At 74.2% G+C, this 19,963-nt stretch carries 18 protein-coding genes, 1 tRNA gene and 1 pseudogene; 11 read left to right on the forward strand and 9 right to left on the reverse strand.

What is annotated here, in order from left to right; genetic code table 11:
• Positions 1-111: pseudogene (locus tag ACWGB8_RS32345) on the reverse strand (ABC transporter ATP-binding protein); the annotation flags it as partial.
• 398 nt (positions 112-509) lie between these two features.
• Between ACWGB8_RS32345 and ACWGB8_RS32350 the strand changes: the two are divergent.
• The 3 genes from ACWGB8_RS32350 (at position 510) to ACWGB8_RS32360 (ending at position 2,135) form a co-directional block, all read left to right on the forward strand.
• Positions 510-594 (forward strand) — tRNA-Leu (locus tag ACWGB8_RS32350).
• A 156-nt stretch (positions 595-750) separates the two neighbouring features.
• Positions 751-1,647, forward strand: a complete 897-nt coding sequence (locus tag ACWGB8_RS32355; protein WP_452217192.1) for a Bax inhibitor-1/YccA family protein — start codon at positions 751-753, stop codon at positions 1,645-1,647.
• A 95-nt stretch (positions 1,648-1,742) separates the two neighbouring features.
• Positions 1,743-2,135, forward strand: a complete 393-nt coding sequence (locus ACWGB8_RS32360) for a hypothetical protein (protein ID WP_452217193.1) — start codon at positions 1,743-1,745, stop codon at positions 2,133-2,135.
• A gap of 145 nt (positions 2,136-2,280) precedes the next feature.
• On the opposite strand, the gene ACWGB8_RS32365 is transcribed toward ACWGB8_RS32360, so the two are convergent.
• The 3 genes from ACWGB8_RS32365 to ACWGB8_RS32375 all read right to left on the reverse strand — a co-directional run bounded on the left by ACWGB8_RS32365 (position 2,281) and on the right by ACWGB8_RS32375 (position 5,939).
• Positions 2,281-3,222: a hypothetical protein gene (locus tag ACWGB8_RS32365; protein ID WP_452217194.1), complete on the reverse strand. Its 942-nt coding sequence runs from the start codon at positions 3,220-3,222 to the stop codon at positions 2,281-2,283.
• A gap of 287 nt (positions 3,223-3,509) precedes the next feature.
• Positions 3,510-4,730 carry an acetyl-CoA C-acetyltransferase gene (locus tag ACWGB8_RS32370; protein ID WP_452217195.1) on the reverse strand — a complete coding sequence of 407 codons (1,221 nt, stop codon included), beginning with the start codon at positions 4,728-4,730 and terminating at the stop codon, positions 3,510-3,512.
• 96 nt (positions 4,731-4,826) lie between these two features.
• Positions 4,827-5,939, reverse strand: a complete 1,113-nt coding sequence (locus ACWGB8_RS32375; RefSeq protein ID WP_452217196.1) for an SGNH/GDSL hydrolase family protein — start codon at positions 5,937-5,939, stop codon at positions 4,827-4,829.
• 269 nt (positions 5,940-6,208) lie between these two features.
• Between ACWGB8_RS32375 and ACWGB8_RS32380 the strand changes: the two genes are divergently transcribed.
• From ACWGB8_RS32380 to ACWGB8_RS32395, 4 genes are all read left to right on the forward strand, one after another.
• The gene (locus ACWGB8_RS32380) at positions 6,209-7,609 is read left to right on the forward strand and encodes a cystathionine beta-synthase (RefSeq protein ID WP_452217197.1); all 1,401 of its coding nucleotides are present in this window, start codon (positions 6,209-6,211) and stop codon (positions 7,607-7,609) included.
• Positions 7,610-8,025: 416 nt separating this feature from the next.
• The gene (locus ACWGB8_RS32385; protein WP_452217198.1) at positions 8,026-8,364 is read left to right on the forward strand and encodes a hypothetical protein; all 339 of its coding nucleotides are present in this window, start codon (positions 8,026-8,028) and stop codon (positions 8,362-8,364) included.
• A gap of 296 nt (positions 8,365-8,660) precedes the next feature.
• Complete coding sequence (locus tag ACWGB8_RS32390) at positions 8,661-9,839, forward strand: L,D-transpeptidase (RefSeq protein WP_452217209.1); 1,179 nt, start codon at positions 8,661-8,663, stop codon at positions 9,837-9,839.
• 91 nt (positions 9,840-9,930) lie between these two features.
• Positions 9,931-10,458 (forward strand): DUF1203 domain-containing protein, encoded by a 528-nt coding sequence (locus ACWGB8_RS32395; RefSeq protein ID WP_452217199.1) that lies wholly within the window; start codon positions 9,931-9,933, stop codon positions 10,456-10,458.
• Here the strand turns inward: ACWGB8_RS32395 and ACWGB8_RS32400 are convergent.
• The 4 genes from ACWGB8_RS32400 to ACWGB8_RS32415 all read right to left on the reverse strand — a co-directional run bounded on the left by ACWGB8_RS32400 (position 10,443) and on the right by ACWGB8_RS32415 (position 14,494).
• Positions 10,443-10,808, reverse strand: coding sequence for a cupin domain-containing protein (locus ACWGB8_RS32400; protein ID WP_452217200.1), 366 nt, complete (start codon positions 10,806-10,808; stop codon positions 10,443-10,445). The two genes, ACWGB8_RS32395 and ACWGB8_RS32400, sit on opposite strands and share 16 nt — an antisense overlap.
• A 100-nt stretch (positions 10,809-10,908) precedes the next feature.
• On the reverse strand, positions 10,909-11,574 hold the full coding sequence (gene msrA, locus ACWGB8_RS32405; RefSeq protein WP_452217201.1) for a peptide-methionine (S)-S-oxide reductase MsrA: 666 nt from the start codon (positions 11,572-11,574) through the stop codon (positions 10,909-10,911).
• 109 nt (positions 11,575-11,683) lie between these two features.
• Positions 11,684-12,799, reverse strand: a complete 1,116-nt coding sequence (locus ACWGB8_RS32410; RefSeq protein WP_452217202.1) for a hypothetical protein — start codon at positions 12,797-12,799, stop codon at positions 11,684-11,686.
• 66 nt (positions 12,800-12,865) lie between these two features.
• Positions 12,866-14,494 (reverse strand): M48 family metalloprotease, encoded by a 1,629-nt coding sequence (locus ACWGB8_RS32415; RefSeq protein WP_452217203.1) that lies wholly within the window; start codon positions 14,492-14,494, stop codon positions 12,866-12,868.
• A gap of 239 nt (positions 14,495-14,733) precedes the next feature.
• Here ACWGB8_RS32415 and ACWGB8_RS32420 point away from each other — a divergent pair, with 239 nt between their 5' ends.
• The gene (locus tag ACWGB8_RS32420; RefSeq protein WP_452217204.1) at positions 14,734-15,888 is read left to right on the forward strand and encodes a cystathionine gamma-synthase; all 1,155 of its coding nucleotides are present in this window, start codon (positions 14,734-14,736) and stop codon (positions 15,886-15,888) included.
• A 31-nt stretch (positions 15,889-15,919) separates the two neighbouring features.
• Here the strand turns inward: ACWGB8_RS32420 and ACWGB8_RS32425 are convergent, their stop codons facing one another.
• Positions 15,920-16,438, reverse strand: a complete 519-nt coding sequence (locus ACWGB8_RS32425; protein ID WP_452217205.1) for a MarR family winged helix-turn-helix transcriptional regulator — start codon at positions 16,436-16,438, stop codon at positions 15,920-15,922.
• Positions 16,439-16,560: 122 nt separating this feature from the next.
• Here ACWGB8_RS32425 and ilvA point away from each other — a divergent pair, with 122 nt between their 5' ends.
• The 3 genes from ilvA to ACWGB8_RS32440 all read left to right on the forward strand — a co-directional run bounded on the left by ilvA (position 16,561) and on the right by ACWGB8_RS32440 (position 19,906).
• Entirely contained in the window at positions 16,561-17,772 is a 1,212-nt protein-coding gene (gene ilvA / locus ACWGB8_RS32430) for a threonine ammonia-lyase (RefSeq protein WP_452217206.1), read from the forward strand.
• A 216-nt stretch (positions 17,773-17,988) separates the two neighbouring features.
• Entirely contained in the window at positions 17,989-19,047 is a 1,059-nt protein-coding gene (locus ACWGB8_RS32435) for an ATP-binding cassette domain-containing protein (protein ID WP_452217207.1), read from the forward strand.
• A 1-nt stretch (position 19,048) separates the two neighbouring features.
• Positions 19,049-19,906, forward strand: coding sequence for an ABC transporter permease (locus ACWGB8_RS32440; RefSeq protein ID WP_452217208.1), 858 nt, complete (start codon positions 19,049-19,051; stop codon positions 19,904-19,906).
• Positions 19,907-19,963: the final 57 nt, after the last annotated feature.

Consider the following 19,963-nt stretch of genomic DNA (forward strand, 5'->3'; position numbering starts at 1 on the left):
GCTGACGTTGTCGAGGGCGACGACGCGGGTCTCCCCCTCCCCGTAGACCTTGCTCAGGCCGGTGGCGCGGGCGGCGGCCCGACCGGTGCGGACGGCGGTGGGGGTCGGCGTGGTCACGGGGGCGCTCCTTCGGGTTCGCGGACCGGGCGCGGCCGGCGGTCGGGCGCCCGAGCGGCCGGCGCCCCGAGGGCACCGGCCGTACGACCATGCTCTCGCCGGCCCCGCCGCCGGGTCGTCGCTCCGCCGGACGGTTGGCCCGACCGCCCTTGGAGGTACGCGCCGCCGGCGGTTCTCCTCCTGCGGTAGTACCCCGGGTCGTCACCGAGGTGGGGGTGGCCGGATCGCACGCCTGTGATGGCCGGATCACGAACGGTTCGTCAGATGGCAAGGAAACATGACAACTTCCCAGGCTGGGAACATGCGAAAGGGGGAGGCGGGCGACTAGGCTCAGGGGTGGCCCGCGCCGGGTCGCAGCACCCCGGCCGGCGGGCCGGGTCATGTCGCAGTACGCCCGGATGGTGGAACGCAGACACGGGCAGCTTAAAACTGCTTGGCCGTGAGGCCGTGCCGGTTCGAGTCCGGCTCCGGGCACCACCCGACGCACCGACCCCGTCGGCCGTCACGGGGCGTCCGGCGGGTGCCCCCGCCGGGCTTCCCGGTGTAGATCCTCCTCGCGGCGGATGCCGCTTCTTTTGCCAACCCATTACCCTGGTGCGGGGCGGTGCAGTGCCGCCACGGAGGGAATGAGCAATGAGAAGCAGCAACCCGGTCTTCTCGCGGGACGGGTCCTTCACCCGCGACGCCGGTTACGCGGGGTTCGGGTCGCAGCAGCAGGCCCAGCCGGTCGGCGGCCAGCAGGCCGCCAACCCCTACGCGAACAACCCGTACGGCAACAACCCGTACGCCCAGCAGCCGCAGGCCCAGGGCCCGCTGACCGACGACCAGCTCGTCGAGATGTACCGGTCGCCCTCGGCCGGTCCGGCGGCGACCGGGCGGATGACGCTGGACGACGTCGTCGCGCGCACCGCGATGACCCTGCTCACTCTCGTCGCCGGCGGCGCGGTGGCGTGGATCGCGCTGCCGTTCTCCAACTACGGGGTGGCCGTCGGCGCCGGCCTCGCGGCGCTGGCCGTCTACTTCGTAGTGGCCTTCAAGCGCAGCGTCAGCCCGCCGCTGATCCTGCTGTACGCGGCCCTGGAGGGCTTCGCGCTCGGCGCCTTCACCAAGCTGTTCGAGACGATGTGGCCGGGCATCGCCGTCCAGGCCGTGCTGGGCACCGCCGCCGTCTTCGCGGCGACCCTGATCGCCTACAAGTCGGGCCGCATCCGGCTCAGCTCCCGCTTCGTGCGGATCGGCTCCACCATCGCGATGGGCTTCTTCATCCTGATGATGGTGAACCTCGCGGCGAGCCTGATGGGCGCCGACCTGGGCCTGCGCTCCGGTCCGCTGGGCATCGTGGTCGGCCTGATCGGCATCGCCCTCGGCGCGTTCTTCCTCACCCTGGACTTCGCCTCGATCGACGAGGCCGTCCGCTACGGCGCGCCGCAGAAGGAGGCCTGGCGGGCCGCCTTCGGGCTCACCGTCTCGCTGGTCTGGATCTACGTCGAGATGCTGCGGCTGATCGCGATCCTGCGCGGCGACGACTGATCGGCGCCGCCCTCGGCACACTGCCGCCGGGCCCCGGAGCCACCCGCTCCGGGGCCCGGCGGCTTTCGTGTGCGCGCACGCCGTAGGCTCCTGCCATGTCTTCCGTGAACTCCCTGGTCGAGGCCGTCGACGGGCTGGCGGACCGGTTCCGCTCGATGCCGCAGAACCGGCTGCTCGGCGCGGTGCCGGGCCACCCCTCCCGGGCCGCCGCCGGGCACGCCCTGGCCGGCCGGCTGGCCGCGGCCGCGCAGACGGCGGAGGGGTCGGCGGTGCGGGCGTTCCCGGACGCCGGGGCCTTCGCCGTGGGCGACCAGCTGGCGGTGGCCGGGCACGACCTCGCGGTGGCGCTGGCCGCCCTGCCCGCCGGGGCCGCGGTGGCCCTCGTGCAGCCGCTGGGCGCCCTGCCCGCCGGGGCGCAGGCGGACCCGGCGGCGCTGCTCGCCGAGGCGCTGGACGAGGTGGCCGGGACGGCCGCGCTCTGCCGCTGAGCCCGCCGGGCGCCCCGAGCCCCCCGGCCTCGTGGCCGGACCGCCGCAACCCGCCCGGCCCCGGACACGCCGAAGGCCGATCGGATCGTCAACCCCGGGATCCGATCGGCCTTCGTGCTGCTGCGGCGGGCGGCGGCTGCCGCAGTCAGATGCTGGCGACCACCCGGTCGGCGAGCACGTAGACGGCGTCGTCGCCGGTGGAGAAGGTCAGCGAGTACGAGCCCGAGAAGCGCGAGCCGCCGAGCAGCCGGACGTCCTCGCCGGCCCGCACCGCGTCGATCAGCCGGTACGCGGCCTCCCGGTCGCCGGGGGCGACGCAGAGCGTGGTGCCGTCGGCGAAGGCGTAGACGTCCAGGGTGCCGAGCGGGCCGGGCCGGACGTCGACCAGGGCGGTGCCCTCCTCGGCGAGCGTGGTCAGCCGGGTGTCGGTCCACTCGCGGGACGGCGCCTGGCTCGGCACGAAGTCGGGGTGCGAGGGGTGGCGGCGCGGGTCGGGCGCGGCCACCGGGGCGTCGGCGGCGGGCTCGGTGTCCAGCAGCCCGGACTCCAGGCCGGTGGCCAGCAGGTCGGCCTCGCGGCGGGCGCGGGCGTCGTGGCCGCCCTCGGCGGGCGCGGCGCCGGCCGGGTGGCCGGGCCGCAGCGGGGCGCCGCCGTCGGTGCCGGGGGCGGCGGGCGTGCCGCCGTCGGTGATCAGGTCCTCCAGGGCGGAGCGCAGCGCCTCGCCGAACTCCGGGTCCATGGTGCCGGCGTTGTCGGCGGCCTCGTGCGGGCCGACCGGGCGGGGGAAGAAGAGCGGCCACTCGTCGGTGCCGCCGAGCACGGCGCCGTAGGGGGAGTCGAACAGCGGCGCGTCCTCGGCCGCGCGGGCCTCCTGCTCGGCCCAGAACGCCCGGGCCTCGGTGATCTCGCGCTCGCGGTCGGCGGCCAGGGCGTCGGTGACGGCGCGGCGTATCGCGGCCTCGTCGACGGCGGCGGGCTCGGCCGCGGCCTGCGCGTCCAGTCGGCGGGAGAGTCCCCTGAGGTGGAGCAGCAGGGCGGTCGACACGGCGATCAGGATCAGCAGCAGCAGGGTGTAGACGGCGCTCACGGAACGTACTCCTAGGGAGGAGTGGAACGGGGTTACGTCTCCACACTGCCGCATGGGGGGCTGTTACCGCAGTGGCGAATGTCTAATTTGTCCGTGACTTTCGCCCTTGTCCCCAAATTGTTAGGTAACACCGTTCTACGCAGCGGAGTTGATCCGTTCCGGAGTGTCGATTTCCGGCTCGAAAATGACAGGAACGAGGGCCGGACCGACCTCTCGGTGTGATCCGGCCCTCAATTACTCTGGGTGACTCCAAACGGGTGGTCTGGACCGCCCGGTGACGCGGGGGGTCAGCTGAGGCGCTCGATGACCATCGCCATGCCCTGGCCGCCGCCGACGCACATGGTCTCCAGACCGAACTGCTTGTCGTGCCACTGCAGGGAGTTGATCAGGGTGGTGGTGATCCGCGCGCCGGTCATGCCGAAGGGGTGGCCGATCGCGATGGCGCCGCCGTTGACGTTCAGCTTGTCCAGGTCGACGCCCAGGTCGCGGTAGGACGGGATGACCTGCGCGGCGAAGGCCTCGTTGATCTCGACCAGGTCGATGTCGTCGATGGTCAGCCCGGCGCGGCGCAGCGCCTGCTTCGAGGCCTCGACCGGGCCGTAGCCCATGATCTCGGGGGAGAGGCCGCTGACGCCGGTGGAGACGACCCGGGCGAGCGGGGTGATGCCGAGCTCGCGGGCCTTGGTGTCGGACATGACGACCAGCGCGGCGGCGCCGTCGTTGAGCGGGCAGCAGTTGCCCGCGGTGACGGTGCCGTCCGGACGGAACACCGGCTTCAGGCCCTGGACGGCCTCCAGCGTGACGCCGGCGCGCGGGCCGTCGTCCTTGCTCACCACGGTGCCGTCGGGGGTGGTGACCGGGGTGATCTCGCGGGCCCAGAAGCCGGACTCGATCGCGGCCTCGGCGAGGTTCTGCGAGCGGACGCCGAACTCGTCCTGCTCGGCGCGGGTGACGCCCTTGAGCGCGGCGAGGTTCTCGGCGGTCTGGCCCATCGCGATGTAGGCGTCCGGCGCCAGGCCGTCCTCGCGCGGGTCGTGCCACTCGCCGCCGCCCTCCGCGGCGCGCTTGGCGGTGCGGGCCTGGGCGTCGTCGAAGAGCGGGTTGGTGGTGCCCGGGATGCCGTCCGAGGTGCCGTTGATGCTGCGCGAGACGGTCTCCACGCCCGCCGAGACGAAGATGTCGCCCTCGCCGGCCTTGATCGCGTGCAGTGCCATCCGGGTCGTCTGCAGCGAGGAGGAGCAGTAGCGGGTGATGGTGGCGCCCGGCAGGTAGTCCATGCCCATCTGGACGGCCACGATGCGGGCCAGGTTGTGGCCCTGCTCGCCGCCCGGCAGGCCGCAGCCGAGCATCAGGTCGTCGATCTGGCGCGGGTCGAGCTGCGGGACCTTGGCCAGTGCGGCGGCGATGATCTGCGCGGTCAGGTCGTCCGGGCGAACGTCCTTGAGCGAGCCCTTGAACGCCCGGCCGATCGGCGAACGGGCGGCGCTGACGATGACGGCTTCGGGCATGGCGGGCTCCTCGCTGAGTGACCTTCGGGCGACCGGGCGGTGTCCGGCGGCGCTCGGCCGGCGGGACGCCCCGGAGGAAAGTTACCGTCTGGTAGCTCAGGCGTCACCCGCCCCGGCGTGTGAGGTGGCCGACGTGCTCCCGGGGTCGCGCGGACCGCCGGGACCGCGCGGTGCCTCCTCCGACCAGGTACCCGGCAGGCCCAGCCGCAAGCGGTGCCGCAGCAGCGCCCAGCGCCGTACCGCGGAGGCGTCGCCGACCGCCGCCACCTCGGTGCCCGAGCGCCCGGCCGCCGCGGCGGCGGCCACCGCCACCGGCAGCACCGCGCCGCCCGGCGGCGGTTCGCCCGGCAGCCCGGCGACCGGCCGCTCGACCGGCCGGTCGTCGGCCGGCCACAGGTCGAGCGCCGCGCAGACCGAGGGCAGGACGGCCATCGCGGCGGTCGCGTAGCCCTGGGCGGAGGGGTGGTAGCGGTCCGAGGCGAACATCTCCGGCCGCGCCGCGAACTCCGGACCGAGCAGCGAGCCCAGCGAGACCGTCCGGCCGCCCGCCTCGACCACCGCGATGGTCTGCGCGGCGGCCAGCTGCCGGCTCAGCCGCCGCGCCACCCAGCGCAGCGGCGGGCGGACCGGCTTGATGGTGCCCAGGTCCGGGCAGGTGCCGACGACCACCTCGCAGCCGTTGGCCCGCAGCGCCGCCACCGCCTCGCCGAGCTGGCGGACGGCGACCTGCGCCGGGCTGTGCCGGGTGACGTCATTGGCCCCCACCATGATCACCGCGATGTCGGGGCGGTGCGGCAGGGCCAGCTCCAGCTGCCCGGAGAGGTCCGTCGAGCGCCCGCCGGAGAACGCCACGTTCACCAGCCGGACCGGCCGCTCGGCCACCGAGGCCAGCCCGGCGGCGAGCAGCGCCCCCGGCGTCTCGCGGGCCCGCAGCACGCCCAGGCCGGCGGCGGTGGAGTCGCCCAGGAAGGCCAGCACCAGCGGCGCCTGCGGCCCCGCCCCGGCATCGGTGAACGCCTCCCCGTACACGCCGTCCGCCTTGGGCGGGTCGCCGTCGAGGATGCCGATGGCCTGGATGGCCAGCCTGCTCTCGGTGAGCAGGACGCCCGCCAGGCCGACGCCCAGCAGGCCGAGCCCGCCGCCCCCGTAGGCGGCGGCGGTGGCGATCCGGCGGGCCACCCGGGCCCGCGACTCCTGTGCCCCTGCCATCCGGGCCCCCTTCGCGTCCGCACGTCCTCGTTCCGGCGCCCCCCGTCGGGGCCGCACGGGCCTGCACACCCCTAGTACCCGTCCGGACCTGTGTGCTATCGGCGGGCGTGCGCCATCCGGGGTCACCGCGTGCGGCCGGCGGCCCGCACCGACCGTCGCGGGACGCCCGTGTCCCGGCGCCGCGGCCCGATCCGCCCGGCCCCACCCGACACGCCCTAGGCTTGCAGCACCGATAAGCACTCGCATGCCCACAGACCGGGAGGACCCCCGTGCGGTACCACAACTCGATCATCGACCTGGTCGGCAACACGCCGCTGGTCAAGCTGAACAAGGTCACCGAGGGCATCAGCGCGACCGTGCTGGCGAAGGTCGAGTACTTCAACCCCGGCGGCTCGGTGAAGGACCGGATCGCGATGCGCATGATCGAGGCCGCCGAGGCCTCGGGCGCGCTGAAGCCGGGCGGCACCATCGTCGAGCCGACCTCGGGCAACACCGGCGTCGGCCTCGCGATCGTGGCCCAGCAGAAGGGCTACAAGTGCATCTTCGTCTGTCCGGACAAGGTGTCCACGGACAAGATCAACACGCTGCGCGCGTACGGCGCCGAGGTGGTCGTCTGTCCGACCGCCGTCGCCCCGGAGCACCCGGACTCGTACTACAACGTCTCGGACCGGCTGGTCCGCGAGACCCCGAACGCCTGGAAGCCGGACCAGTACTCCAACCCGGACAACCCGGCCTCGCACTACTACTCCACCGGTCCGGAGCTCTGGGAGCAGACCGAGGGGCGGATCACCCACTTCGTCGCGGGCGTCGGCACCGGCGGCACCATCTCCGGCACCGGCAACTACCTGAAGGAGGCCTCCGGCGGGAAGGTCCAGGTCGTCGGCGCGGACCCGGAGGGCTCGGTCTACTCGGGCGGCACCGGCCGGCCGTACCTGGTCGAGGGCGTCGGTGAGGACTTCTGGCCGACCGCCTACGACCGCGACGTCGCGGACCGGATCGTCGCGGTCTCCGACAAGGACTCCTTCCAGATGACCCGCCGCCTGGCCAAGGAGGAGGGCCTGCTGGTCGGCGGCTCCTGCGGGATGGCCGTGGTGGCCGCCCTGGAGGTCGCCCGCGAGCTCGGGCCGGACGACGTGGTCGTGGTGCTGCTGCCGGACGGCGGCCGCGGCTACCTGTCGAAGATCTTCAACGACGACTGGATGGCCGACTACGGCTTCCTGCCCTCCGCCACCGACGAGGCCCACATCGGCGAGGTGCTGGCCCGCAAGGACGCCATCGAGCACGAGGGCATCCCGCAGTTCGTCCACATGCACCCCAACGAGACGGTCGCCGAGGCGGTCCGGGTGCTGCGCGAGTACGGCGTCTCGCAGATGCCGGTGGTCTCCCCGGGGGCCGGGCACCCGGACATCATGGCGGGCGAGGTGATCGGCTCGGTGGTCGAGAAGCTGCTGCTGGAGGGCGTCTTCTCGAACGAGATCCAGCTCACCGACACGCTCGACAAGGTGATGTCCAAGCCGCTGCCGGTGGTCGGCTCGGGCGAGACGGTCACCAACCTGATGACCGTGCTGGAGAAGGCCGACGCCGCGGTGGTGCTGGTGGAGGGCAAGCCGCAGGGCATCGTCACCCGCCAGGACCTGCTGGGCTTCCTCACGAGCCGCACCGGCCACTGAGGTCCGGTCAGCGGGTCCGGCCGGCGGGCGGGCTGAGGGTTCGTCCGCGGGTGAAGTGGTACACCGGCGTCACCTCCGTGCAGCACGTGGTTAACACGGCTGGGGCATCGTTGGGTGCACGGCAAGACGCCGAGCCGGACGACGGCGACCGACCGGGAGCGGCTCCCCGGCGACCGCGGTCGTCCCGGACACGTCGGTCGGCCTGACCCGGCCCTCCGTGTCCGCCCGTGGGGGACGCCGTCGTCCCGCCCCTGTCCGGCCCCGGCCGGTCCACAGGGTGCGGCGGCTCCCGCGGCACCCATCGCGCCGTCCGGCGCGGCTCCGCGGCTCCCGGGTGGGGGAGCACGGCGGAGCACGGACGGGCCGGTCCCTCCTCGGAGGGGCCGGCCCCTCCCGTTTCCCGTACCCTCGCACGCATGACCAGCACTGACACGACCGGCCAGGACGCCCCGCGCTACGTCCGGCTCAGCATCGAGCTCATCGCCGAGATCACCGACGAGCAGGCCCTCAAGGCGGCGGCCCTGCAGCAGGTGACCGGCGACGAGTACCTCGACGACGAGGAGCGCGCGCAGTCCGTCGAGGCCATCGAGGTGGACCCCTCCGGCTCCCTCGCCCACTTCATCGACCCGGTCGCCCTGCTCGGCGACGTGCCGGGCGTCGAGCTCGCCTCGGCCACCTGGGAGTCCGCGCAGACCGAGTTCGACCCCGAGGGCGAGGGCTGGGACGAGTACACGGTGGACGAGACCGCCGAGTGAGACCCCGGTGACGCGAGCACCCGCGGGGTGTGCGCGCAGCCCCCGGCCCGCCCCGTGCGGACCGGGGGCTTTGTCCATATTTGGCGGTATCCAAAGTGCTCTCATACGATCTGATCCCGTTGGTGGTGGAACCGTGAAGGGGTGGATTGCGTTTCTATATCCGTAATGCCCGGAATTGATCAGCAGGGAGAACCGACGTGGCGGCACAGGACGGGCAGCGGCAGCGGCGCACGGCCGGGGGCAACTGGAGCCGACGCGGCGTGCTGGCCGGACTGATCGGGGCGCCGGTCCTGCTGATGGCGGCCTGCACCGACGACAAGGGCGGCTCCGCGGGCTCCTCCGGCACCGGCTCCGGCGGGACGGGTGGCGCCGGCGCCTCGGGCAGCGGCTCGCCGAAGACCTCGGTCGCCGTGATCACCGTGACCCCCGCCGACGGCGCCACCGGCGCCAGCTTCAGCGAGCCGGTCCGGGTCTCCGTCGGGGGCGGCACCCTCACCACCGTCCGGGTCGCCGACGCGACCGGCAAGGCGCTCGCCGGGGAGCTCTCCGCCGACGCCACCACCTGGACCTCCGCCGCCGCCCCGGCCAGCGGCACCAGGTACACCGTCTCCGCCGTCGCCGTGGACAAGGACCGGCTGGAGGCGGACGCCGACACCTCCTTCACCACCGCCACCCCGGCCAACACCTTCGTCGGCTACTTCACCCCCGAGGACGGCTCCACGGTCGGCGTCGGCATGCCCGTCTCGATCAACTTCAGCAAGCCGGTCACCGACCGCAAGGCCGTCCAGCAGGCGATCACCGTCATAGCCGAGCCGGGCGTCGAGATCGTCGGGCACTGGTTCTCCAGCACCCGCCTCGACTTCCGGCCGCAGGAGTACTGGGCCAAGGGCACCCGGGTCACCCTCAAGCTGCGGCTCAAGGACGTGGAGGGCGCCAAGGGCGTCTACGGCACCCAGTCCAAGGACGTCCGCTTCACCGTCGGCCGCGCCCAGACCGCGGTCGCCGACCTCGGCACCAAGAAGCTCACGGTCACCACCGACGGCCAGGTCACCGCCGTCTACCCGATCTCCGGCGGCTCCCCCGAGCACCGCACCTGGGGCGGCAGGATGGTGATCTCCGAGCAGTACCCGCAGACCCGGATGAACTCGCAGACCGTCGGCCTCGGCAGCGAGTACGACATCCCGGACGTGCCGCACGCCCAGCGGCTCACCACCTCGGGCACCTTCATCCACGGCAACTACTGGTCGCCGGCCGGGACCTTCGGCAGCGCGAACACCAGCCACGGCTGCATCGGACTGCGCGACGTCAAGGGCGGCCAGGACGCCTCGACCGACGGCGCCCGCTTCTACCGGAGCTGCATGGTCGGCGACGTGGTCGAGGTCGTGAACTCCGGCGACCGCACCGTCGAGCCGTCCAACGGCCTCAACGGCTGGAACCTGACCTGGGCCGCCTGGAAGGCCGGCAGCGCGATCTGAGCGGGCCGGCCGCGGTCCGAGCGGGCCGGCGCGGAACGCGACGTCCGGAACCCGCCGGTCCCGGCGGCGGCGCGGCGGCAGGCTGGACGGCATGACGACGACCACGACCGCCCTCGACGTCCGGCCGATCGACCCGGACGTCCTCGCCCGCCTGCGCGAGCGCGACGACAACGGACACCCGCCGGTGCTCTCGGTGGACGCGACCGGCGGCGCCCCGCTGCGCTGCTGCCTCACCCCGGCCGCCCCCGGCGACCGGATCGCCCTGCTCGGCTACGCGCCGCTGCGCCGCTGGGCCGCCGAGCACGGCGCCGACCCGGGCCCGTACGACGAGACCGGGCCGGTCTTCGTGCACGCCGAGGCGTGCGCGGGCGCCGGACCGGGCTGGCCGCCCGGCTTCCACACCGGTCAGCGGGTGCTGCGCGCCTACGACGCCCGGGGCCGCATCCTCGGCGGGGTGCCGGTGGAGGCGGAGGCCGCCGAGCGGGCCGCCGCCGACCTGCTGGCCGACCCCGAGGTGGCCGTGGTGCACGTCCGGGCGCTGCGCTTCGGCTGCTTCCAGCACGAGGTCCGGCGGGCCGCCGGATCGGGGCCGGTCGCGGGGGCTCAGCGCTTGGCGTAGTCGGCGAAGCCCTGCCAGTCGAGTGCGACGCAGGGCTCGTCGCCGAGCACCCAGGCGTCGTGGCCCGGCGCACAGACCATGAAGTCACCGGCGCCGAACTCGGTCTCCTCGCCGTCGTCCATGACGACCTTCATCCGGCCGGAGACCACGTACCCCATGTGCGAGGCCTGGCAGCTGTCGGTGCCGGCGATCGGCTTGATGTGCTCGGACCACCGCCAGCCCGGCTGGAAGACCGCCCGGCCGACCGGGCCGCCGGCCATGTTGACCAGCCGGAGCTCCCCCTTACCGCCCTCGAAGGGGCGGACCTCCTCGGCGTCCTCGTCGAAGTTCCTGCGCAAGAGACCGGCCATGACTGCTCCTCGGGCCACGGGCCCGCCCGCCGGACCGCGGGCGGGCCCGTCCTGCTGGTCCTTCCAGTCTGCGCCCGCCGGCGGGCGGGCGCAGGGGCGGTCAGGCCCCGGTGCGGGCGACGCCGATCGGGCAGGAGGCGCCGGTGCCGCCCAGGCCGCAGTAGCCGTTCGGGTTCTTGGCGTCGGACAGGTACTGCTGGTGGTACGGCTCGGCCGGGTAGAACGGGCCGGCCGGGGCGATCTCGGTGGTGATCGGGCCGAGGCCGATGGCGGTCAGCGCAGGCTGGAAGGCGTCCCGGGTGGCCTGCGCGGCGGCGGCCTGGGCGGGGGAGTGGGTGTACACGGCCGAGCGGTACTGGGTGCCGACGTCGTTGCCCTGGCGGTTGCCCTGGGTCGGGTCGTGCGCCTCCCAGAAGGTCTTGAGCAGCCGCTCGTAGGTGATCACGGACGGGTCGAAGACCACCCGGACCGCCTCGGTGTGGCCGGTCAGCCCGCTGCACACCTCCTCGTACGTGGGGTGCGGCGTGTGGCCGCCCTGGTAGCCGACCAGGGTGGTCCGGACGCCGGGCAGCCGCCAGAAGGTCCGCTCGGCGCCCCAGAAGCAGCCGAGCCCGAAGTCGGCGATCTCCAGCCCCTCCGGGTAGGGCCCGGTCAGCGGGTGGCCCAGCACGGTATGCGGCTCGCGCAGCTCGAAGGCCGGGGCGTCGCGGCCGGGGAGGGCCCGGTCGGCGGGGACGAGCGTGGACTTGTCGCGGTTGAACAGCACGGCCTGCTCCTGCTGGTCGGAGGCGGGAAGGTGGCGCTGGGTTCAACGCGGACGGCCGCCCCCGGATTCCGGGGGCGGCCGTGGCGGGCGGATGCGGGCGGGCGGTGCCTCAGGCGGCTGGGCGGCCGGCCTTGTCCCAGCCGGTGAGCGCGCGGTCGCGGATCTCGGCGAAGACCCCGGCGGGGTCGCCGGTGTACGTCCACGGCACCGCGTCGATGTACGGCCCGACCAGGCGGAACTGCTCGACGGCCTCGGCCCAGCGGCGGTTGTGGGTCAGCGCGGCGGCGAGCAGGTGCCGCTGCGCGGGCACCCGGAAGTCGTCCGCGGGGACGTCCCGCAGCTCGGCGAGCAGGGCGTCGGCGGCGGCCCGGGCCTCGTCGGTCATCCAGCTGCGGTACGTGTCCTCGCCCAGCTCGCGCTCGGCGACGGCGCGCAGCCGCAGGCCGGTGAGCAGGCTCCCGGGCGGGGCCGAGGCGGCGGCGCGCTCGGCGAAGGCGGTCATCTCCTCGTGCGAGCCGTACCACTTCGCGCACCAGTACTGCAGGGCGGTGGAGTGGGCGCCGTAGTGGTGCGGGGCGCGGGCGACGACCTCCGCCCAGTAGGTCCCGAACTCCTCCTTGGAGCGGCCGAGGCCGAGCGAGACGGCGAGCTGGGTGACCCAGGGCGAGGGGTCGGCCGGATCGAGGGCGGCGGCCTCCTCGCAGGCCGCCGCGGCCTCGACCAGCACCCGGCGGAAGCCCTGGAACTGCTCCTGGGTGACGTACTGGGCCCGCTTGCTGCTGCGGATCTCCCAGGCGACCTGGACCAGCGCGTCGGCGTGCACCACGGCCGGGTCGGCGTCGCCGGGCCGGGCGGTGCGCCAGGCCTTCAGCCAGGCGTCGTCCTCGGCGGCCCATTCGGCGAGGACGGCCACCTGGCGGTAGCGCAGGTTCCAGTCCGTGCCGGCGGCGGCCAGCAGGGCGGCGGCGGGCTCCCAGTCGCCGACGAGCGCGGCGGTGCGGGCGGCCTCCTCCTCGGGGGTGTCGGGGCGGATCCGGGTGGCGTCGAGCTCGGACTCGGCGGGCAGGCCGAGCGCCACGGGGTCGGGCCCCTTGCGCTTCGCGGCCCCGGCGCGGGCGGCGCCGACCGCGCCCTGGAGCTGGGCGGTCCGCCGCTCGGCGTACCAGGTCCAGAGCTTGAAGCCGATCAGCAGGACCAGCGGGATGATGACGATCAGACGGGCCATGGGGTCTTCCGGTGCGGGGGCTTCGGTGGGGGCTTCGGTGCGGGGGCGTCGCTGCGGGGACGGCGGTCAGACGACCGGGGACGCGGCGGCGGGGAGCCCGTACGGGGCGAGCAGCTCGCGCAGCGGGGCGGTGTCCGGGTCGTCGGCGCAGGCCGTGTCGAGGGCCGGGGCGAGCCGCTCGCCGAGGTCGCCCGGCAGGTCCAGGACGGCCGGGCCGGACCAGGAGAGCTCCCAGCGGGCGTGACCGGCGTCGACCAGGCCGAGCACGACGAGCCGGGAGAGCGCGCCGCGCAGGACCGGCCGGGCCAGCTCGCGGGCGGCGCGGCCGGTGGCGGCGCGGGCCTCGTCGCTCAGCGGCAGGTGCCCGACCAGCTCGCGGGTGCGGCCGGCGTCGACCGCGCCCAGGGCGCCGCCGACGGTGGACGGCAGGCCGAGGGCGGTCAGCGCGCCGCGGACCGGGGCGGTGCCCTCGCGGCAGTCGGCGAGCAGCGAGCGGTGGACCAGCTCGGGCCACTCGACACGCTCCTTGCGGGCCGCCTCGGGGATCAGGGTGACGGTCTCCAGCTCGGTCAGCACCCGCTCGGCGTCGCGCAGCAGCTCCAGGGCGGGCGCGGTGTCGCCGGCGCCGCGGCCGTCGTCCGGCAGCGCCTCGACCGCGGCGACCCGGCGGTCGATCGGCGGGTGCGAGTCGTACGGGTCGGGCTCGTGCTCGGGCAGGTCGAGGGCGAGCTCGGCCAGCTCCCGGCGGCGCTGCGGGTCGGCGAGCAGGTGGGTGAGGCCGCCGTACACCTGGCCGGGCGGGGGGAGCAGCCCGGCGTCCCAGCCCATGGTGGCGTAGGTGCCGAGGTAGTAGTCCTGGGCCGAGTCGAGCACCGGGATCCGGCGCAGGGCCGCGGCGGTGGCGTCGCGGCCGGCGAGCCGGGCGGCGACGCGGTCGGCGGCGTACTCCTGGCGGCGGCCGACCGCCTCGGAGACCCGGAAGTACAGCTTGGCGTACTGGGTGAAGAGCTTGGCCAGCACCCGGTCGACGCCGCCGGTGGCCTCCGCGTCGGAGGGCTTGCGGCCCTTGGCGAGCCGCTTCTCGGCCTTGGCCTGCAGCTTCGCGGCCTCGTCGGCCTCGTGCCGGTCGGCGCGGGCGTGCAGGCCGCCGATGGCGCGCAGGATCGCGGTGCGGCCGGCGACGGTGACGCCGGCGAGACGGACGTCCTGGTTGCTGTAGTGGCCGAACTCGTGGGCGAGGACGGACTCCAGCTCGCCCCGGGTGAGGCCGGCCAGCAGCGGGGTGCCGATCACCAGGTGGCGCTTGCCGGGCACCAGGCCGAGCAGCCGGGTGTCCTCCCGGACGCCCGCGTTGACCTCGGGGACGAGCCGGATCTCGGCCGGACCGCGGACCCCGGTCTGCTCGGCGATCCGGTCGACGACGGCCCAGAGGTCGGGCTGCTGCGCGCGGCTGACGGGGACTCCGGGCAGGTCGCCCCCGCCGCGCCGGTGGCGGGTCAGGAAGACCACCCGCAGCACGGGGTAAGCGACGGCGGCGGTGAGGAACCAGATCTTGAACAGGCCGGCACTGATCCCGTCGGCGGCCCGGTAGAGGGCGATGTCGACGGCGAGCAGGCCGCCGACGACGGCGAGGGCGAACAGGTAGAAGCCGGCGAGCATGGCCACGGCCGTCAGGGCCCGCAGTGATGTGCTCATGCCAGGAGTCGACGGTCGGCGGCAGGCGGGGACGCGCCCATGGCGGATTCCCTTTCGAGGGGCCGCGGGGGGTGCGGCGCAGGTGAACGTGTGTACGGCAAACGTGTGTACGGCAGGGAGGATGCTAGCGGTCCGGACGGACAGGTCCGCACCCCCTTTTTCGGCTGCTGACCAGGCGCTTTCGGTCCGGCCTTCGCTTTGACAGGGCTTGGCAACATTTGCGCACTACGCTCGATGCCATGACCGATCACCAGCTTCCCCAGGGCTTCGAGACCCTCGCCATCCACGCGGGTCAGGAAGCAGACCCCCAGACCGGGGCCGTCGTCACGCCGATCTACCAGGTGTCCACCTACAAGCAGGACGGGGTGGGCGGCCTCCGGGGCGGGTACGAGTACAGCCGCAGCGCCAACCCGACCCGCACCGCGCTGGAGGAGTGCCTCGCCGCGCTGGAGGGCGGGGCCCGCGGCCTCGCCTTCGCCTCCGGCCTCGCCGCCGAGGACACCCTGCTGCGCACGATCCTCAAGCCGGGCGACCACATCGTCATCCCCAACGACGCCTACGGCGGCACCTTCCGGCTGTTCGCCAAGGTGCTCACCCGCTGGGGCGTCGAGTTCTCCGTCGCCAACACCCAGGACCTCGGCTCCGTCCGCGAGGCGCTGCGCCCGAACACCCGCGCCGTCTGGGTGGAGACCCCGTCCAACCCGCTGCTCGGCATCACCGACCTGACCGCGCTCGCCGAGGTCGCGCACGGCGCCGGCGCCCTGCTGGTGGTCGACAACACCTTCGCCAGCCCGTACCTGCAGCAGCCGATCGCGCTCGGCGCCGACGCCGTCGTGCACTCCACCACCAAGTACATGGGCGGCCACTCGGACGTCGTCGGCGGCGCCCTGGTGCTCGCCGAGGCGGGCCTGGGCGAGGAGGTGGCGTACCACCAGAACGCGATGGGCGCCGTCGCCGGGCCGTTCGACTCCTGGCTGGTGCTGCGCGGCATCAAGACCCTCGGCGTCCGGATGGACCGCCACAGCGCCAACGCCGAGAAGGTCGCCGAGCTGCTCGCCGGCCACCCGAAGGTCAGCGAGGTGCTCTACCCGGGCCTGTCCTCGCACCCCGGCCACGACATCGCCGCCAAGCAGATGAAGGCCTTCGGCGGCATGGTCTCCTTCCGCGTCAACGGCGGCGAGGAGGCGGCGGTCGAGGTCTGCAACCGCACCGAGCTGTTCACCCTCGGCGAGTCGCTCGGCGGCGTCGAGTCGCTGATCGAGCACCCCGGCCGGATGACCCACGCCTCGGTGGCCGGTTCGGCCCTGGAGGTGCCGGCCGACCTGGTGCGCGTCTCGGTCGGCATAGAGTCGATCGACGACCTGCTCGCCGACCTGAAGCAGGCGCTCGGTTAGTCCCCGGCCCGGGCGGCGGCCGGACCCGCGGTCAGACCCCGCCCAGCCCGCCGGCCGGGCCCAGCCGGGCCCGGTCTCCGGTGCGGTCCGCGGTGTACGACTCCATCGAGTGGTTGAAGCGGGCCAGCAGGGCGCAGAACGCGCGCTGCTCCTCCGGCGGCCAGCCGGCCACCAGCCGCCGGGTCAGCTCGGCCCGCTCGGAGCGGACGTCGGCCAGCCGGCGGCAGCCGAGCGGGGTCAGCGCGAGCCGCACGGCCCGGCGGTCGGCCGGGTCCTGGACCCGGCCGACCAGCCCGGCCGCCACCAGCGGGGCGACCTGCCGGGTGACGGTGGAGGAGTCGATGGCCAGGGTGTCGGCGAGCGCCTTGACGTTGGACGGTCCGTGCCGCTCCAGCCGGTCGAGCAGCAGGTAGGCGGCGCGGTCCAGCGCGCCCACCCCGCCGGAGCCGCGGACCTGCTCCATCCGGCGGGCGAACACCGCCAGCTGGTAGTGCAGTTGGGTGTGCACGGGGTCGGTTCGGTCGGTGGCCTGGGGCGAGGTCGTCGTCATCGCGGCTCACGATCGTCGTGCGGTGAGAGAGGCTCAGAACCAGCAGGGTACGCGGGCCGGGCCGGGCCGGGAACCGTGCCGACATCACCGTTCGGGGTCCCGCACCGCCGTAGGCTGGCGGTATGCACAGCTGGCCGATCACCATCGACGACGTCCGCGGCGCCCACAAGATGCTCGCCGGGGTCGCCCGGGTCACTCCGATGGAGGGCAGCCGGTACCTGTCGGCGCTGATCGGCGCACCCGTCCACCTGAAGTGCGAGAACCTGCAGCGCACCGGCTCGTTCAAACTGCGCGGGGCGTACGTGCGGATCGCGGGCCTCTCGCCGGTGCAGCGGGCCGGCGGCGTGGTCGCGGCCAGCGCCGGCAACCACGCGCAGGGCGTGGCGCTGGCGGCCTCGCTGCTCGGCGTGCGCTCCACCGTCTTCATGCCGGTCGCGGCGCCGCTGCCCAAGGTCGCCGCCACCCGCGAGTACGGCGCCGAGGTGCGGCTGCACGGCAGCACCGTGGACGAGGCGCTGCAGGCCGCGCAGCGCTACTCGGACGCCACCGGCGCGGTCTTCATCCACCCCTTCGACCACTGGGACGTGGTCACCGGCCAGGCCACCGTCGGCCTGGAGATCCTGGAGCAGTGCCCCGAGGTACGCACGATCCTGGTCGGCGTCGGCGGCGGCGGACTGCTCGCCGGGATCGCCGCGGCGGTCAAGCCGCTGCGCCCGGACGTCCGGGTGATCGGGGTGCAGGCGGCCGGCGCCGCCGCGTACCCGCCCTCGCTGGCGGCCGGGCGGCCGATGTCGCTGGAGCACTTCGCCACCATGGCGGACGGGATCATGGTCGGGCGGCCCGGGGACATCCCGTTCGAGGTGGTCAACACGCTGGCCGACGGCGTCCGGACGGTCTCCGAGGACTCGCTCTCGCGCGCCCTGCTGCTGGGCCTGGAGCGGCTCAAGCTGGTCGTCGAGCCGGCCGGGGCCAGCCCGGTCGCCGCCCTGCTGGAGCACCCGGAGGACTTCGAGGGCCCGGTGGTCGCGGTGCTGTCCGGCGGCAACATCGACCCGCAGCTGATGCAGCGGGTGCTGCGGCACGGCCTGGCGGCGGCCGGGCGCTACCTCTCGCTGCGGGTGCGGCTGGCCGACAAGCCCGGCGCGCTGGCCGACCTGCTGGGGGTGCTGACCCGGGTGGACGCCAACGTGCTGGACGTGGCGCACGTGCGCACCGACCCCCGGCTGGGGCTCACCGAGGTCGAGGTCGACCTGCACCTGGAGACCAAGGGGCCGGAGCACTGCGCGCTGGTGCTCGGCGAGCTGCGGGACGCGGGGTACGTGGTCTCCCAGTAGCCGGGCGGGCGGCGCCCCGCCCGGGTGCGGCGGTGGCGGGCCTGGCAGTGGCGGGTCGGGCGGTGCGGGGGCCGTGGTGCCCGAGGGGTGGAAATCGGGTGCCGTTGTCAGTGGGGTCTGCGAGAGTGCCCCCGGAAACCGACTCGCCCGCAGTACGTGTTCCGGGGCAGAGTGGGACAGATCACCCAACTTTCGTCCGAGGAGATGAGGCGGCCCATGGCGCCTGCCATCCAAGCCGAGAACCTGGTGAAGACCTTCGGGGACGTCCGAGCCCTGGACGGCGTCAGTCTCGACGTCCCCGAGGGCACCGTGCTCGGGCTGCTCGGCCCGAACGGTGCGGGCAAGACCACCACCGTGCGCGTCCTCACCACCCTGCTCCGCCCCGACTCCGGGCACGCGGTGGTCGCCGGGGTCGACGTCCTCAAGCACCCGAACCGGGTGCGCAGTCTGATCGGGCTCTCCGGCCAGTACGCCGCCGTCGACGAGTACCTCACCGGCTACGAGAACCTGCAGATGGTCGGCGAGCTGTACCAGATGAGCGCCCGGGACTCCAAGGCCCGCGCGCTGGAACTGCTGGAGTGGTTCAACCTCACCGACGCCAAGGACCGCACCGCCAAGACCTACTCCGGCGGTATGCGGCGCCGGCTCGACCTGGCCGCCGCGCTGGTCGTCCGGCCGCCGGTGATGTTCCTGGACGAGCCGACCACCGGGCTGGACCCGCGCAACCGGCTGGCGCTCTGGGAGGTCATCGAGACCCTCGTCGACCAGGGCACCACGCTGCTGCTCACCACCCAGTACCTGGAGGAGGCCGACCGCCTCGCCCACGACATCGCCGTGGTCGACCACGGCCGGGTCATCGCCCGTGGCACCGCCGACCAGCTCAAGGCCCAGATCGGCGGCGAGCGGATCGAGGTCGTGGTGCACCGCGCCGACGAGATAGCCGGGGCGGTCGCCGCCCTCGCGCCGTACGCCAAGGGCGAGTCGGCGGTGGAGCGCAACACCCGCCGGATCACCGTGCCGGTCAACGGCGGCGCCCGGGTGCTCGCGGACGCCATCCGGGAGCTGGACTCCCGCTCCATCGAGATCGACGACATCGGGCTGCGCCGGCCGACCCTCGACGACGTCTTCCTCTCGCTGACCGGCCACGTCACCGCCGCCGAGGGCGAGGAGAACGGTGCCGGGCCCGACCGGGGCCGGGGCCACGGCGGGCACGGGCACGGGCACGGGCACGACGATCCCGACAAGCAGGCCGTCGCGGCCGGAACGGACCGCTGAGATGACCACCGCCACGGAGCACGCCATCGGCGGGGCCGTCCCCCGCCAGCGCCACGGCGCGGCCGCCACCCTGCACGACTCCTGGATCGTCGCCAAGCGCAACCTGCGCCGGATGACCCGCATCCCGGAGATCGTGGTCTTCGGGCTGATGCAGCCCGTGATGTTCGTGCTGCTCTTCTCGTACGTGATGGGCGGCGCGATCCAGATCCCGGGGACGCAGGCCGGCTCCGACGCGTACACGCAGTTCCTGATGGCCGGCATCTTCGCCCAGACGGTGACCTTCGCGGTGGCCGGCGCCTCCGCCGGGATCGCCGAGGACATGACCAAGGGCCTGGTCGACCGCTTCCGCTCGCTGCCGATGGCCCGCTCGGCCGTCCTGGTCGGGCGCACCCTGGCGGACCTCGTGCAGACCGCGTTCACCCTGCTGGTGCTCGCCCTGGTGGCGCTGGCGGTCGGCTGGCGGATCCACGAGGGGCTGCCGAAGGCGCTCGCCGCGTTCGGGCTGCTGCTCCTGCTCGGCTACGCGTTCTCCTGGATCGGCGCGCTGATCGGCCTGTCGGTGCGCAGCCCGGAGGCGGCCACCTCGGCCGGTCTGATCTGGCTGTTCCCGCTGACCTTCGTGTCCAACGCCTTCGTGCCGGTCAGCTCGATGCCGGGCTGGCTGCAGGCGATCGCCTACTGGAACCCGTTCAGCGCCACCGTGCAGGCCTGCCGCAACCTGTTCGGCAACCAGGTCGGGCCGGTGGACGACGTCTGGCCGATGCAGCACGCCGAGCTGATGTCGGTGCTCTGGTCGGTGCTGATCATGGCGGTGTTCTCCTGGCTGTCGGTGCGCAAGTACCGCTCGGCGGTCGGCTGAGCCCGGCCGGGCGACGGCACGGGGGGGGGGCGGGCGGGGGGACGCCGGGGGCGGCCC

Source organism: Kitasatospora sp. NPDC054939, from assembly GCF_053610105.1.

What these genes read in the sequence shown, in the direction of transcription:
- ACWGB8_RS32400 (WP_452217200.1), bottom strand. Translation starts at nt 10,808, where the DNA reads ATGGCCGGTCTCTTGCGCAGGAACTTCGACGAGGACGCCGAGGAGGTC.
- ACWGB8_RS32410 (WP_452217202.1), bottom strand. Translation starts at nt 12,799, where the DNA reads ATGGCCCGTCTGATCGTCATCATCCCGCTGGTCCTGCTGATCGGCTTC.
- ACWGB8_RS32415 (WP_452217203.1), bottom strand. Translation starts at nt 14,494, where the DNA reads ATGAGCACATCACTGCGGGCCCTGACGGCCGTGGCCATGCTCGCCGGC.
- ACWGB8_RS32395 (WP_452217199.1), top strand. Translation starts at nt 9,931, where the DNA reads ATGACGACGACCACGACCGCCCTCGACGTCCGGCCGATCGACCCGGAC.
- ACWGB8_RS32435 (WP_452217207.1), top strand. Translation starts at nt 17,989, where the DNA reads ATGGCGCCTGCCATCCAAGCCGAGAACCTGGTGAAGACCTTCGGGGAC.
- ACWGB8_RS32440 (WP_452217208.1), top strand. Translation starts at nt 19,049, where the DNA reads ATGACCACCGCCACGGAGCACGCCATCGGCGGGGCCGTCCCCCGCCAG.
- ACWGB8_RS32425 (WP_452217205.1), bottom strand. Translation starts at nt 16,438, where the DNA reads ATGACGACGACCTCGCCCCAGGCCACCGACCGAACCGACCCCGTGCAC.
- ACWGB8_RS32375 (WP_452217196.1), bottom strand. Translation starts at nt 5,939, where the DNA reads ATGGCAGGGGCACAGGAGTCGCGGGCCCGGGTGGCCCGCCGGATCGCC.
- ACWGB8_RS32370 (WP_452217195.1), bottom strand. Translation starts at nt 4,730, where the DNA reads ATGCCCGAAGCCGTCATCGTCAGCGCCGCCCGTTCGCCGATCGGCCGG.
- ACWGB8_RS32355 (WP_452217192.1), top strand. Translation starts at nt 751, where the DNA reads ATGAGAAGCAGCAACCCGGTCTTCTCGCGGGACGGGTCCTTCACCCGC.
- ilvA (WP_452217206.1), top strand. Translation starts at nt 16,561, where the DNA reads ATGCACAGCTGGCCGATCACCATCGACGACGTCCGCGGCGCCCACAAG.
- ACWGB8_RS32360 (WP_452217193.1), top strand. Translation starts at nt 1,743, where the DNA reads ATGTCTTCCGTGAACTCCCTGGTCGAGGCCGTCGACGGGCTGGCGGAC.
- ACWGB8_RS32420 (WP_452217204.1), top strand. Translation starts at nt 14,734, where the DNA reads ATGACCGATCACCAGCTTCCCCAGGGCTTCGAGACCCTCGCCATCCAC.
- ACWGB8_RS32390 (WP_452217209.1), top strand. Translation starts at nt 8,661, where the DNA reads ATGGCGGCCTGCACCGACGACAAGGGCGGCTCCGCGGGCTCCTCCGGC.
- ACWGB8_RS32385 (WP_452217198.1), top strand. Translation starts at nt 8,026, where the DNA reads ATGACCAGCACTGACACGACCGGCCAGGACGCCCCGCGCTACGTCCGG.